General features: G+C 38.6%; 16 protein-coding genes and 2 tRNA genes. 9 read left to right on the top strand and 9 right to left on the bottom strand.

The window, feature by feature from the left end; translation table 11 throughout:
- Nucleotides 1–66: 66 nt before the first annotated feature.
- The 7 genes from prc to H5232_RS00470 form a co-directional block, all read right to left on the bottom strand.
- Nucleotides 67–2,106: a carboxy terminal-processing peptidase gene (prc, locus tag H5232_RS00500; protein WP_149981053.1), complete on the bottom strand. Its 2,040-nt coding sequence runs from the start codon at nucleotides 2,104–2,106 to the stop codon at nucleotides 67–69.
- 26 nt (nucleotides 2,107–2,132) lie between these two features.
- Complete coding sequence (gene proQ, locus H5232_RS00495) at nucleotides 2,133–2,783, bottom strand: RNA chaperone ProQ (RefSeq protein ID WP_149981052.1); 651 nt, start codon at nucleotides 2,781–2,783, stop codon at nucleotides 2,133–2,135.
- A gap of 15 nt (nucleotides 2,784–2,798) precedes the next feature.
- Nucleotides 2,799–3,077 carry a hypothetical protein gene (locus tag H5232_RS00490; protein WP_064666123.1) on the bottom strand — a complete coding sequence of 93 codons (279 nt, stop codon included), beginning with the start codon at nucleotides 3,075–3,077 and terminating at the stop codon, nucleotides 2,799–2,801.
- A complete protein-coding gene (locus H5232_RS00485; RefSeq protein ID WP_149981051.1) occupies nucleotides 3,074–3,535 on the bottom strand; it encodes a GAF domain-containing protein in 462 nt (153 codons plus the stop codon). The genes H5232_RS00490 and H5232_RS00485 overlap by 4 nt, the downstream gene beginning before the upstream one ends.
- A 125-nt stretch (nucleotides 3,536–3,660) precedes the next feature.
- Nucleotides 3,661–4,056, bottom strand: coding sequence for a hypothetical protein (locus H5232_RS00480; RefSeq protein ID WP_145233799.1), 396 nt, complete (start codon nucleotides 4,054–4,056; stop codon nucleotides 3,661–3,663).
- A 143-nt stretch (nucleotides 4,057–4,199) separates the two neighbouring features.
- Nucleotides 4,200–4,290 (bottom strand) — tRNA-Ser (locus tag H5232_RS00475).
- A gap of 52 nt (nucleotides 4,291–4,342) precedes the next feature.
- A tRNA-Ser gene (locus tag H5232_RS00470) sits at nucleotides 4,343–4,433 on the bottom strand.
- A gap of 252 nt (nucleotides 4,434–4,685) precedes the next feature.
- On the opposite strand from H5232_RS00470, the gene H5232_RS00465 reads away from it, so the two are divergent.
- From H5232_RS00465 to H5232_RS00440, 6 genes are read left to right on the top strand one after another with little or no spacing between them, the layout of a single operon-like run.
- Complete coding sequence (locus H5232_RS00465; protein WP_145233793.1) at nucleotides 4,686–5,351, top strand: Bax inhibitor-1/YccA family protein; 666 nt, start codon at nucleotides 4,686–4,688, stop codon at nucleotides 5,349–5,351.
- 55 nt (nucleotides 5,352–5,406) lie between these two features.
- A complete protein-coding gene (gene tusD / locus H5232_RS00460; RefSeq protein ID WP_149981050.1) occupies nucleotides 5,407–5,760 on the top strand; it encodes a sulfurtransferase complex subunit TusD in 354 nt (117 codons plus the stop codon).
- The gene (tusC, locus tag H5232_RS00455) at nucleotides 5,757–6,113 is read left to right on the top strand and encodes a sulfurtransferase complex subunit TusC (RefSeq protein ID WP_145233789.1); all 357 of its coding nucleotides are present in this window, start codon (nucleotides 5,757–5,759) and stop codon (nucleotides 6,111–6,113) included. Before tusD ends, tusC begins: the two co-directional genes overlap by 4 nt.
- Complete coding sequence (locus H5232_RS00450) at nucleotides 6,110–6,376, top strand: DsrH/TusB family sulfur metabolism protein (RefSeq protein WP_149981049.1); 267 nt, start codon at nucleotides 6,110–6,112, stop codon at nucleotides 6,374–6,376. Before tusC ends, H5232_RS00450 begins: the two co-directional genes overlap by 4 nt.
- Before the next feature lie 3 nt (nucleotides 6,377–6,379).
- Complete coding sequence (locus H5232_RS00445) at nucleotides 6,380–6,709, top strand: TusE/DsrC/DsvC family sulfur relay protein (protein ID WP_145233784.1); 330 nt, start codon at nucleotides 6,380–6,382, stop codon at nucleotides 6,707–6,709.
- A gap of 2 nt (nucleotides 6,710–6,711) precedes the next feature.
- Complete coding sequence (locus tag H5232_RS00440; RefSeq protein ID WP_182717880.1) at nucleotides 6,712–7,389, top strand: pseudouridine synthase; 678 nt, start codon at nucleotides 6,712–6,714, stop codon at nucleotides 7,387–7,389.
- Between the two features lie 58 nt (nucleotides 7,390–7,447).
- Here H5232_RS00440 and H5232_RS00435 read toward each other — a convergent pair whose 3' ends face one another.
- Nucleotides 7,448–8,731 carry a sensor domain-containing diguanylate cyclase gene (locus tag H5232_RS00435; protein ID WP_182830442.1) on the bottom strand — a complete coding sequence of 428 codons (1,284 nt, stop codon included), beginning with the start codon at nucleotides 8,729–8,731 and terminating at the stop codon, nucleotides 7,448–7,450.
- A gap of 477 nt (nucleotides 8,732–9,208) precedes the next feature.
- On the opposite strand from H5232_RS00435, the gene H5232_RS00430 reads away from it, so the two are divergent.
- From H5232_RS00430 to H5232_RS00420, 3 genes are all read left to right on the top strand, one after another.
- A complete protein-coding gene (locus H5232_RS00430) occupies nucleotides 9,209–9,784 on the top strand; it encodes a hypothetical protein (protein WP_182717882.1) in 576 nt (191 codons plus the stop codon).
- A 92-nt stretch (nucleotides 9,785–9,876) separates the two neighbouring features.
- On the top strand, nucleotides 9,877–10,791 hold the full coding sequence (locus tag H5232_RS00425; protein ID WP_182739247.1) for a M14 family metallocarboxypeptidase: 915 nt from the start codon (nucleotides 9,877–9,879) through the stop codon (nucleotides 10,789–10,791).
- A 175-nt stretch (nucleotides 10,792–10,966) separates the two neighbouring features.
- Nucleotides 10,967–11,392, top strand: coding sequence for a hypothetical protein (locus H5232_RS00420; RefSeq protein ID WP_182739246.1), 426 nt, complete (start codon nucleotides 10,967–10,969; stop codon nucleotides 11,390–11,392).
- Between the two features lies 1 nt (nucleotide 11,393).
- On the opposite strand, the gene ccoG is transcribed toward H5232_RS00420, so the two are convergent.
- The gene (ccoG, locus tag H5232_RS00415; RefSeq protein ID WP_182739245.1) at nucleotides 11,394–12,776 is read right to left on the bottom strand and encodes a cytochrome c oxidase accessory protein CcoG; all 1,383 of its coding nucleotides are present in this window, start codon (nucleotides 12,774–12,776) and stop codon (nucleotides 11,394–11,396) included.
- Between the last annotated feature and the right edge of the window lie 95 nt (nucleotides 12,777–12,871).

Here is a 12,871-nt window from a genome sequence, read left to right as displayed (position 1 = left end):
AATATCAAGAGTTTTAGGCAGCAAAAAAGGCGCCAAAGCGCCTTTTTTATTAACCTGTAAAACAAGTTATTTCTTAGCTACACGACCAAACTTGATATAATCTTGGGTAATTAATGCAGCTTCTTCTAAGAATGGATCTAAGTCGTCTAAGACATCAGGCGCATCATCCAAGCTCTCGATTGGTTTTTCACCTAAACGAGTAAGCCTTTCATTAGTACGAGCTAATGCACGCGCTTCACCATCGTCTTTTTCTTTAATACGCTGCGCTTCTACAAGAGAAATAGTTTTCCGGTCTTTCTCTTCTTTATAACGCGTAATATCTTGAAAAACATAGTTAAACTCAGGTTCTGATTTAATGCGTTCAGCATGCGCTTTGCTTAAGTAAGCAATAGCTGGGTGTAAGTCATCAACCGAGTTATATTTGGCGCGTACGATACTGTCCCACGGTAATGCATTATCCTCTTGGCTTTCACCCCATTCCGCTGGATCAATTGCTGATGGGAATGAAATATCTGGGATCACACCTTTATGCTGTGTACTACCACCATTGATACGATAGAACTTTGCAATCGTATATTGCACACTGCCAAGTGGATTATCGTATAAATCGTAAGCACGGCCTAAGCCCTTATGCTGTTGCACAGTGCCTTTACCAAACGTTTGCTCACCAATTATTACTGCTCGACCATAGTCTTGCATCGCTGCAGCAAAAATCTCAGAGGCAGATGCGCTGTACCGATCAACAAGTACTGTTAGGGGGCCGTCGTAAAACGTAACACCATCGCGGTCTTTTTGCTCTTCAATGCGATTATTTAGAGTATGAATTTGTACCACTGGACCTTGGTCAAAAAACAAACCAGATAGTTGTGTTGCTTCATATAATGAACCACCACCATTTTGGCGTAGGTCAATTATAATGCCATCTACTTTGGCTTCTTTTAATTTCGCCAATTCTACTTTAACGTCTTTAGACAAGTTGTTATAGAAACCAGGGATCTCAATAACACCTATTTTGCTGGTTAAATCAGAATATTTTGCTTTGAATACTTCTGATTTTGCCGCTCTATCTTCGAGGCGAATTTTATCGCGAATAATTTCAACTACTTTAGGCGCGCCATGATCATCAGCACCTTTTAAGTATTGTAACCGCACCTTAGTGCCTTTTGGTCCTTTGATTAAATCAACAACGTCATCTAAACGCCAGCCAATGACATCAACAAATTCTTCTTTGTCTTGAGCAACGCCGATAATACGGTCGTCAGCTTTAATTTGCTCCGATTTATCAGCAGGTCCGCCTGGAACTAAGCTGCGAATAACCGTGTAGTCTTCGTCGTAGCTAAGTACTGCACCAATACCTTCTAGTTCAAGATCCATGTCCATTTTGAACTGCTCAGCTCTGCGTGGCGATAAATAGGAGGTATGTGCTTCAATACTTCGCGCAAAAGAGTTCATTACGATCTGAAATACATCTTCACTATTGGTTTGCACTAAACGTTTTTGTGCATTGTGATAACGCTTAGTTAATAATTCTTTGATACCAGGCCAATCTTTGCCGGTCATTTTTAATCGTAGTGCATCATATTTTACACGTTCACGCCAAAGCTCGTCTAACTCAGCTTGCGTTTTTGCCCAATCAGCATCTTCACGATCAAAGTAATATTCATCAGCCTTATCAAAGGTCATTGGTGTTTCAAGTAACTTTAAAGAATACTCATAACGCTCAAAACGACGCTGCATGCTTAGGTTGAAAATATCAAAGGTAAAATCAAGTTTACCGGTCGTTAATGCATTATCAAATTGGTTGCGGTATTGCTCAAATGAGGCAATATCCGCAGCCAAAAAGACGCTTTTATTAAAATCAAGGGATTCGATATAACGGTCAAACACTTTACTTGAAAGTGCGTCATCAAAACGAATTGGTTTATAATGTGCACGAGTAAATAAGTTTGTCACCCGTTTGCTAGCCGTACTATGCTGACTCTCTTGCGTAAGTACTGGCAAGTCTTTTGCTGTAACTACATCATTAACATCAGCAATATCTGATGCAAATAATAAACCTGAATACAGGGCGGCAACTAACGGAATGAGCTTAAACTTCTGACTCATACACAACTCCTTAATTTATATGCAGCTTAAATAATGTACAGGCTGTCTGCTTTAGTTTTAACTTGCATGCCAGTTACCAACTCTACATGAACGTCTTCTTTGTTCACTTCAGTGATTACTGCATTAACAAGGGCTTGGCCAAGTTTAACTTTAACTTTGTTATTAACCTTGACCTCACTTGCTGGTAAAGGTTCAATTTTACCTGAACGTTTAACCGGCGCAGCTTTTGCTGGTGTGGCATTAACTTTAGCGTTTTTATCGCCTGGTTTAGCGAATTGGCCTGGTTTCTTTTTGTAAGATTTTGTGTCTGAATCATTACGTGGACGTTGTGACTTTTTACGTTTAGCCATTTTCGCACGACTTTCTTCAAGTGCTTTTTGAGCATGATCAATGTGCTCTTGTTCCACTTTAGCATCTTGATTTCCATCAAGATCAATACGAAATTCAGACTTAGTCACGGCTTCTAAATAACGCCAGTTAGACGTATATTTTCTCAGTGCTTGACGTACTTGCGTCTTACTAACTTTTTCAGAACCTTCAATTCGCTCAGCGATATCTTTAAAGATACCTACTTTCAGCGGCTTGATGCCGTCTTTTTGTTTAAAACATTGCGGAAATTCTTGATATAAAAATTCCAACACTTCATTAATATCTTTTAGCTTGTTTGTGGTTTCCATTTTAGAACCTATTTTTCACATCTTTTCATCAAGGGACGAATCGACGTAGTGTGTTACCCAGTCGACCAGCTCTTCAAAGTCGGCTTCAATTACAGCCATATCACCTCGAAGGTGTTCCCAAATACCATTTATAATTTCATCAATTAATTCACATTCAGTATCATCAGGAAGACGATCCCATGCAATGTGGATTAAATCGTTGAGCGTTTCCGCTACATGCTCTTCATCCCCTTCCCAATCACCTACATCAGTGATGGCAAACAGATAATCCTGTACATTTACTAAGTCTTTCATGCAATAGTTGCCTCAAAGCACGCGATGAGTGCTTCTAAACCTTGCTTATCATCAGCATCAAACCTAGCAATACTTGGGCTGTCGATATCTAATACAGCAAATACCTCACCATTTTTGTGGATAGGTATTACTATTTCAGAGTTTGACGCCGCATCACAGGCAATGTGGCCTGCAAATGCATGTACATCTTCAACAAGTTGAGTTTGCGCAGTTGCAGCGGCAGTTCCACAGACCCCCTTTCCGACAGGAATTCGGATACATGCAGGATTACCTTGAAACGGACCAAGTACTAATTCAGTTGGTGAATCCATCAAATAAAAACCAGCCCAATTTACATCATCGAGTGACGTAAATAACAGCGCGCTAATATTCGCCATATTGGCAATAATGTTAGGTTCACCAGTAATTAGCGATTCAGTTTGTTTAACTAATGACTGGTAAAATTCTTGCTTTTGCATACCAAACTACTTCTTATCAAACATACAGTAGCTAAAGGTACTCTTTGTCGCCAATAATTGAAACCTTTTCAGGGCAAAAAAAAGCAATTTGCCCTAATTTTCAGCAAGCTTGGTTAATAATTCTGCTATTGAGGAGGCTGTTGTTTTATCGCACCTAACCTTAATCCATATAAAAACAGTCCCGCCGCTAAAGCTGACATCGCGGTATTAATTAAAAAGACCATACCACCTGTTGCACTGAGTAAGTAACTAAAAATTGCACCACCGAGTAAACCTAATGTCAGTACTCCCGAATAATTAACTTTCGCGTACTTGTACATCAATAAATATCCGGGTACTACAAAAGCAGCCATGGTTAAACCGACAATATGCGCGTTAGCTATCGCACTCATAAGTAACTGGAAAAAGGTAGTCAGCGGATCGGTATTGAGCGTTAATGCATAATAAACTCCTAACACACTACCAATGATCACAGGTGAAAGTAATGATAACCCAACACTTTTTGCAAGCCGATGTTTCATAATGCGTCCTTAAAATCATACCTGAATAAATACTAAGAATGCATGATGTTTTACAACATCGAAATAGAGACTATGGTCGTAATTAAATAACTACATAAAACTTAGGCACAAAAAAGCCCGCTAATTTAGCGGGCTATTTTATATGGTGGAGAGATAGGGATTTGAACCCTAGAGGGGCTATAAACCCCTGCCGGTTTTCAAGACCGGTGCATTCGACCACTCTGCCATCTCTCCGAAACATTTATAAATCACGAATAAGAGTGTACTCGCAATTATTTTAATTAGGTGGTGGAGAGATAGGGATTTGAACCCTAGAGGGGCTATAAACCCCTGCCGGTTTTCAAGACCGGTGCATTCGACCACTCTGCCATCTCTCCGCACGGCCTGCATAATAGAGAAGGCAGTGCTCTTTGTGAAGCTTTTTTTTCAAAAAAGTGTTCAAGTGCTTAAAAAACCATTGATTTGTATATTCTTAACTCACCACTGAGTAAAATTCACACTAAATTGAACTTTTCTTTTTAATTATCGGTCTATTGAACTACAAAGGTTTGCCCAAATATAGAAGTCTTGGTAATCTAACTTCAGTTTAATTATCGGAACTTACAATAGGTTTCTAAAGGAGCTCTAAAATGGCATTTAATCATTCGTACAATACCGCTAGACCGGTTATGTCGACCATTGAAACAAACAAGGTACTTAAAAACACCTATTTCTTATTGGCCATGACATTAGCATTTAGTGCTGTGACGGCTGGTATCTCAATGGCATTACAACTACCTTATTTTATGGGGTTAGTTTTTACTCTTATTTCATTTGGCCTTTTATTTGTTGTAAATAAAAAAGCCGAAAGCGCGTCAGGCGTTGCATGGGTATTCGCTTTTACGGGTTTAATGGGTGCGGGACTTGGTCCGTTACTTAACCATTATGCAGCGATGCCAAATGGCCCAATGCTTATCATGCAAGCGTTAGGTTCAACTGCACTGATTTTCTTTGGTTTGTCTGCGTATGCACTAAATACTAAAAAAGACTTCTCTTTTATGGGCGGTTTTTTAACGGTAGGCCTTATTGTTGTGATTGTGGCCAGCATTGTTAATATCTTCATCGGCAGCTCGCTAATGTTTATGGTATTAAATGCAGCGGTTGTATTGATCATGTCTGGCTTAATCTTGTTTGATACAAGCCGCATCATCAACGGTGGCGAAACAAACTATATTCGCGCTACAGTCTCTTTATATTTAAGTGTATATAACTTGTTTACTTCATTGCTTGCACTGCTTGGCGCAAATAATGACTAATTAAATAGTTCTGTTAAAATAGCCCCTCTTTAGGGGCTTTTTTATTGGAATAGTTTTGGCACGATTTGTACTTTCTCTGCACAGCGCACCATCGGATCATGATACCACGCAACGTTTGGTTAAATTTGCACAAGCATGTTTAACACAAGGGCATAACATTGATGCCATTTTTTTGTATCAAAACGGCGTTTTTCATGCCAGCGAGCAACTAGATTTGGCAGCTGATGAATTAGCGATTAATGCTTTATGGCAACAATTACATGAGCAAGGGATTCATCTTATGTTGTGTGTTACTGCTGCCGAAAAGCGTGGCCTTGATATAAATAATACCGGTGTTTTTGCAGTCGCAGGGTTAGCTGAGTTTGCAATGCTTGCCAGTGATGCGGATAAATGGGTGCAATTTAAATGATCAATGTATTAGTTTTAAGCCACCATAGTCCTTTCGATGATTTACATATTCGTGATGCATTAGATATGACATTAATATTCGCTGCTGTTGAGCAAAATATTAGTTGGTTATTTAGCGGCCCTGCGGTACTAGCCCTAAAAAAACATCAACAACCTGAGCATATAGGTTTAAAGAACTACTTTAAGACCATCAGAACGCTAGAAATTTACGATGTTGAAAACATTTATGTATGTGAAAAGTCTCTGCTCGAGTATGGCCTTGATAAACATAACTTGTTAGTAGAAGTAAAAGCGCTTAATTATCAGCAGCAAACTCAACTTATAGCCCAGCAACAACACATAGTGAACTTATGAGCACTTTACACATATTTTCCAAGCCACTTGGCTATTACAACACGGATCAATTAGTTAACCTGATCCAGTCAGCAGACAAAGTATTATTATTAAGTGACGCATGCTTTGCGATTGCCCAATTTAGACAGCTTGCAACGCACTTATTAATACTTGCTGATGACGCCAAGGTACGAGATATCACAATCAATCAGCCCGATCACTCGCTTAGTTATGACGACTTTGTCGCACTAACATTAGCAACATCTCACTCTATTACGTGGTAATACATGCTTGAATTTAATAATCAAATTATCGACACGGATAAACAAGGTTACTTACTTGATCACTCGTTATGGAGTGAACAATTAGCCTGCGTTATTGCCGAGCAAGAAAACATTGAATTAACCTCCCAACACTGGGAAGTGATTCATTTTGTGCGTAATTTTTATTTGGAGTACAACACCAGCCCAGCAATAAGAATGTTAGTTAAAGCAATGGCAAAAGCACTGGGTGAAGATAAAGGCAATAGTATTTATCTGTATACTCTTTTTCCTAAAGGCCCAGCTAAGCAAGCAACTAAAATTGCTGGCTTACCAAAACCCGCACGGTGCATCTAGCAATGACAATAGCTAAACCAAATAATACAGCAAAACGCCGAAATAGCGGCCGTAGCTATAATCGCGGTGCAATTACAACCAAAAAAGTGAATAACTCAATAAAGCGCGAGATAAAACCAGCCATTGCCGCCAGTGAGCGAAAAATTGTCTTATTTAATAAACCATTTGATGTGCTGTGCCAGTTTACTGATGAAGCAAACAGACAAACCTTAGCTGACTTTATTACCATTAAAGATGTATATGCTGCAGGACGATTAGATAGAGACAGTGAGGGCCTGCTATTGCTCACTAATTGTGGGAAATTACAAAACACTTTAACAGCGCCAAACAAAAAAACCAGTAAAACTTACTGGGCACAAGTTGAAGGTGAACCAACTGATGCAGCAATTAAACAACTGTGCCAAGGCGTCGAGCTCAAAGACGGATTAACATTACCAGCCGTTGTTAAACGCATAGATGAGCCAACTTTATGGCCACGTAATCCTCCCGTTAGAGAGCGAAAAAACATTCCAACCAGTTGGCTCAGTATTACCCTTACCGAAGGACGTAATCGCCAAGTAAGAAGAATGACAGCACATATTGGCCACCCTACTTTACGTTTAATCCGCTATCGTATTGGTGACTATACGTTAAAAGGAATTGATAATGGCCATTTTAAAATAATCGCAGATGAACTATAGCTGTGCTTGAGCGCAGCTATTTCAAATATGCCTAGTAGCGCTCAGCTGATTTTTTGTATCAATCTTCACTAACAACGATACAATTACGCCCTTGTCTTTTTGCTTGGTACAAAGCTTTATCTGCCGCATCAGCAAAATAGATATAATCGCCAGTTTGGGGATTATGCAAAGTTTTAATGCCCATGCTTAGTGTTATATAGCCAATATCTGTATATTCATGCTTAATAGCTAATTGATTAACTGCTTGCTGGATTTGTAATGCACTATGTAAAGCCTTTTTCGGATCAGCCTCTGGCAGTAACACCACAAATTCCTCACCGCCAAAACGGGCAACAAAGTCCTTTTCGTGATTCATCGTGGCCACTGCAATACATTGTGCAATTTGATACAAGCATTCATCGCCTTTAATATGACCGTAGTTATCGTTGTATTGCTTAAAATAATCAATATCGATTAAGATCATTGATAACGGCTTTATTTTTTTATTCATTAATTCAAGTTCATTGGCCAACTTCTCATCAAAACAACGTCGATTGGCAATTTGTGTTAATGAGTCTAAAAATGCCATGTCTCGAAGTGTATCTTCAGCAGCTAAATGCTGTGTTACATCCTTAAATATAGCTAAAAATTCGTGCCTAAAATATCTTCCCGAAATTTCCATCATTATATGGGAGCCATCTTTACAAGTAACACAATAAACTTGTGGTTCAATATCAGTATCATTTTCTAACGCAAAGCTAAGAGCTTGTTGCCACGTTTGTCGCACCCACATCAGATAATGTGGATCTGGGTAAGCATTAAGCCACCAATCATTAAGTGTTGGAATATCCTCAATAGTGTAACCGAACACATCTACAAAACGTTGGTTTATACGGATTATATTCTCGGTGAGCATACATACATTACACAACGGTATTGGCACTTGCGTAAATAAATTAACGTACTCACTCAAATCATGCTGGCGGGTTAGTGGTTTATTATCTTGCGTTGAGTAATCACTATTTTGCACGATAACAGCATTATTTTGACTCGTTTTTACGCGCATCGATAGCGCGAAATGCCATTCTTGCCACCAGGTTGCTAACTGTGAAACGAGAAAATACTCAGACTCACTTGAAGTTTTCAAATTCACGGCAACACTTTTAAGTAGGCAATCTACTTTAATATATTCAATTACTCCCAATTGTTGATAATTTAAAAGAATATTTTCAAAAAGCCTATACGCATCAACTCTTAAAATACTGCGCGTGTCATCAACCATCGCTGTTAATTGTGATTTAGAATTACCAGCATATTGTGCAATGAAGTTAATTATTGATTGTTGATAGAAAATATAGTCCATATACATTGCCCATTAATTACGTGTGCATAAAAACATGCACTTGGAAGTACACCAGAATAATTTAAAGGAATGTAAGCAGATGCAAATATTCGGCGTGAGAAAATTCGTAAAGAGTAGTTGATTAATGTAAACAATATAAAAGTGAAATCGCAATTTAAAAATACCCTTAATAACTTTATCAGGTCCAGTAATTTACGTTATTTTAGCAATAAAACTTAGCCACTGTTTATTAAACAAACAAAAAACTATCATGTAAGAATAAATAGGGGTAGATTTATCATCTGACAGTGTATAAAAGTGCTAGCTCTTATATATTTTAACAATCCAAAAAGACGACTTTGTGGCGCACAATATGCTTATTTTCTTAAATAACTCAAGTATGTTATTACACTGCCGTTATACATTATTGTATGAATAAACTCTCGACTTAAAATACGGTATTAACTACATTATCGCCCGCATGGGATTAGATGCTAAATGGATATGACCAATGAAGAACTAAATTTTATATCAGATCTTTTCCAAGTGACGGTTCCTTCAAAATTGAGGGACAATCATACACTGACATTACAAAGCTCTATCCCTGCCAATATTGCTGAATTACTAAATAATACAAAATTAACACTACTGGCTGAAGTTGGCGATTATCAATTATGGTTTCCACTTGAAATAAGAATTGATAAAACAGGCGTTGTAACCCCTGTATTAAGCGCACCAGAGGTCATCGACACACAAGGAATAAAGCGCTGTTGGCGTGGCGGGAACCTCAATATTCAGAGCCAAGACTTTGAAGTTGAATCAATCTCAAGTACTGGACTTTTTCTAAAATCAACGACTCAAAAAGCTCCTTTAGCGATTGAGCAACAGATAAAATTAACCCTTCCAAACAAAAAAAATATTACTATCGACATCAAACCGGTACGCTTTAGTAAGCGAGGCATGGCTGCCAAGATCACTCATATTCATCAAGGGAAAGAACATCTAAGGGCTTATTTATTTGAAGCCCATAAGCGCCAAAATGCCAATTTATATGAGTCCTCAAACAGCTTATAAATATAATTCACAGTTGTGTATTAGTCGCAGCTAGTTGCAGTGAGGTTAGTACAGCGATAAGCTAAACCTTTATTGTAATAAATGAAGGTTCTATGAGCGAAAATAACTATCCAATAGGTACTCAAGGCACGCCTTGGAATGATAAAGATAAACAGTGCTGGTTTAACCTACAAACGATTAAACGTAGCTATCAATCTGAAGTTGTAACTTTAATCAACGAACTGGATAATGATTTCGAGGTTGAGCAATATGGTGCGCTCAGTTTTGATCCTACTCGCTACCCTCTTTTTATTATTAAATCAAAACAGTGGGCATCGAATAAACCGAGCATATTGATCACCGGTGGCGTACATGGCTATGAAACAAGCGGTGTTCATGGCGCATTACATTTTATGAAAACGCTAGGTATGAAATACGCTAAAGAGTTTAACTTACTGGTTGCTCCTTGTATTAGCCCGTGGGGATATGAAACCATTAATCGCTGGAACCCAGCAGCCATAGATCCAAACCGTTCGTTTTATTCATCAAGCCCAGCACCAGAGTCAGCAGCACTAATAAATTATATTAAAGCACAAAATATACCTTTATTAGCGCATATTGATCTGCATGAAACAACTGACACTGACAACAGTGAGTTTCGCCCTGCACTTGCGGCTCGTGATGGCAAAGTGAACACTAATTGGAATATTCCTGATGGTTTTTATCTTGTCGCTGATAGCAATAAACCTGAACCGCAATTCCAAAAAGCGATTATTGACACTGTTGCTAATGTGACTCAAATTGCCCCCAGTGATGAAAACAATCAACTCATTGGAGTGCCATTAGAACAACATGGTGTGATCAATTATGCAGCACGAGAACTCGGTTTATGCATGGGCTTTACAGATGCACAGTATGTCACCACAACAGAAGTGTACCCAGATAGTCCGACGGCAACAGATGAGCTATGTATTACAGCACAGGTGGCTGCAATTAAAGGTGCATTAGATCACCTGCTTACAAAATAATTATTGCGAGGGTCTATTGGTAATTATATTTAGGCCCTATTCTGACATTTTTAATCTGGTTATATATTATTCACTGATTAATTAATGCAAATTTATAAAAAATTAAAAAATACCTAGACTCCGCGTTTTAATTGTATAAAATTCGCGCTCTTAAATTTTCTTACAAGGAAGCACGTTGAAATTTAGCAATAAACATGGACAGGTTAGTTTACACCGCGAGCAAAATATAATCATTGCTAATTTTTGCGGGAATCTTAACGCCAGTTTAGTAACCTCATTTAGCAATGGCTTATTTGAGCAGGTTAGTCAGCTTGCCAATAAACCATGGGGATATATCAGTGATTCTCAAAATTTGTTGGCTGCAACTCCTCAGGCAGAGCAACAACTTACAGTGTTGGCCTCTGCCATGGTTCGTAATGGATGTATTGCTAGCGCTTATATTTTTGATTCAGCTATCGTAATCAATCAAATGCAACGCATTATTCAAAATGCAGGCCTTAGCGTGGATGTTCGCCATCGTCTGTTTAAATGTTTAGTGCAAGCTAAAACCTTTGTTCACCAAACAATGAACGATAATGCAGCTCAATTTCACTCTGCATAACTTAGTTACGATAAAACACACTGCTTATTGATGTATTAATACTGCTATCTTCTTCGGCTGTGATCACAAAATCAAGTTCATTGAGCTTACTTGGTAAATCATAGCCATCGGCAACCACAGTGACCGGGATGCGCTTCATTTGACCAGGCTCGACAGCTGTAAGTTGAGGGCTCTGTAACTTAGCCACATCAAGACCGGTAATCGCTACTCGGTAATGCAGTAACTGTTGTGTTTTATTAATTATTGTCAAGGTGTAAGGGTTTTCAACTAAGCCCTCATAATTTACTCGATATAATGCATTACGATCACGCAGTACTGACACTTCGATTGGCGTGCGTTGAACTAACCACGCTAACATACTGACCATTAATAAAACCGTGAGTGCGCCATAACCAACCAGTTTCAACCGGTATGGATTAGTTTGCTCGCCAGCCATCTGTTTTTCGCTTGCGTACTTGATCAAGCCTTTTTGATAGCCAAACTTATCCATTGTATCGTCACATGCATCGATACATAAACCACAGTTAATACATTCATATTGTAAGCCGTTACGAATATCAATCCCTGCCGGGCACACTTCCACACATAAATTGCAATCTACGCAATCACCTAAATCTAACGCTTTAGGATCGGCCTTACGTTTACGTGGACCACGACTTTCCCCACGCGCACTATCGTAAGTGACAAGTAATGTATCTTTATCAAACATTACAGCCTGAAACCGTGAGTATGGACAAGCAATAGTGCACATTTTTTCTCTTAAGAAACCGGCATTTCCATAAGTACAAAAGGCAAACAAAAATACCCAAAAACTAGTGATGCCCGACCATTGCAGAGTAAACATATCCCCATACAAGCTTTTAGCCGGAATAAAGTAAGCCATAAATGACGTTGCTGTAAACAATGATATGATTAACCAAGCGCTATGCTTGATTGTTTTTTTCTGCCATTTTGATAACGTCCACGCGGATTTATCTAACTTTATACGTTGATTACGTGTTCCCTCTATACGTTGCTCCACCCATGAAAACATCAGCATCCAAATTGTTTGTGGGCATGTATATCCACACCATACCCGGCCAAGCCAATTGGTAACAAAAAACAACGCAAAAGCACCTAACATAAATAACAACGCCAAGATCATAAAATCTTGGGGCAGTAAGGTCAGCCCAAAAATAGCAAACTTTTGACTCGCAACATCTAGCAATACCGCTTGCTGGCCTTTGTATGGGATCCAAGGAATAAGAATGAATGTAAGCATGAGTAACCAACCAAGGTTACGGCGAATACGCTGGAAAAATCCTTTTTGCTCACGGATATAAATAGGCCCTTCATGCTTATAGGGCTTGATGATCATATCTTCTTCTTTAATATCAAATTTCATAATAACTACTTACTGTGACGGTTTGGCCCGTAAGTTTGCAAGTTTCAGACCAAACAGAAATTAAATTAAGTAGTTGAATATTAATGAATTTTTAT

This window comes from Pseudoalteromonas sp. SG41-5 (genome assembly GCF_014164495.1).
In the GTDB taxonomy this organism is placed as follows: Bacteria; Pseudomonadota; Gammaproteobacteria; order Enterobacterales; family Alteromonadaceae; genus Pseudoalteromonas; species Pseudoalteromonas rhizosphaerae.
This window is presented reverse-complemented; position numbering and strand designations above follow the sequence as displayed.

Bases quoted from the DNA above. Each gene is read 5' to 3' on its own strand.
- prc (WP_149981053.1), bottom strand. From the start codon at position 2,106: ATGAGTCAGAAGTTTAAGCTCATTCCGTTAGTTGCCGCCCTGTATTCA.
- proQ (WP_149981052.1), bottom strand. From the start codon at position 2,783: ATGGAAACCACAAACAAGCTAAAAGATATTAATGAAGTGTTGGAATTT.
- H5232_RS00490 (WP_064666123.1), bottom strand. From the start codon at position 3,077: ATGAAAGACTTAGTAAATGTACAGGATTATCTGTTTGCCATCACTGAT.
- H5232_RS00485 (WP_149981051.1), bottom strand. From the start codon at position 3,535: ATGCAAAAGCAAGAATTTTACCAGTCATTAGTTAAACAAACTGAATCG.
- H5232_RS00480 (WP_145233799.1), bottom strand. From the start codon at position 4,056: ATGAAACATCGGCTTGCAAAAAGTGTTGGGTTATCATTACTTTCACCT.
- H5232_RS00465 (WP_145233793.1), top strand. From the start codon at position 4,686: ATGGCATTTAATCATTCGTACAATACCGCTAGACCGGTTATGTCGACC.
- tusC (WP_145233789.1), top strand. From the start codon at position 5,757: ATGATCAATGTATTAGTTTTAAGCCACCATAGTCCTTTCGATGATTTA.
- H5232_RS00450 (WP_149981049.1), top strand. From the start codon at position 6,110: ATGAGCACTTTACACATATTTTCCAAGCCACTTGGCTATTACAACACG.
- H5232_RS00445 (WP_145233784.1), top strand. From the start codon at position 6,380: ATGCTTGAATTTAATAATCAAATTATCGACACGGATAAACAAGGTTAC.
- H5232_RS00440 (WP_182717880.1), top strand. From the start codon at position 6,712: ATGACAATAGCTAAACCAAATAATACAGCAAAACGCCGAAATAGCGGC.
- H5232_RS00435 (WP_182830442.1), bottom strand. From the start codon at position 8,731: ATGGACTATATTTTCTATCAACAATCAATAATTAACTTCATTGCACAA.
- H5232_RS00430 (WP_182717882.1), top strand. From the start codon at position 9,209: ATGGATATGACCAATGAAGAACTAAATTTTATATCAGATCTTTTCCAA.
- H5232_RS00425 (WP_182739247.1), top strand. From the start codon at position 9,877: ATGAGCGAAAATAACTATCCAATAGGTACTCAAGGCACGCCTTGGAAT.
- ccoG (WP_182739245.1), bottom strand. From the start codon at position 12,776: ATGAAATTTGATATTAAAGAAGAAGATATGATCATCAAGCCCTATAAG.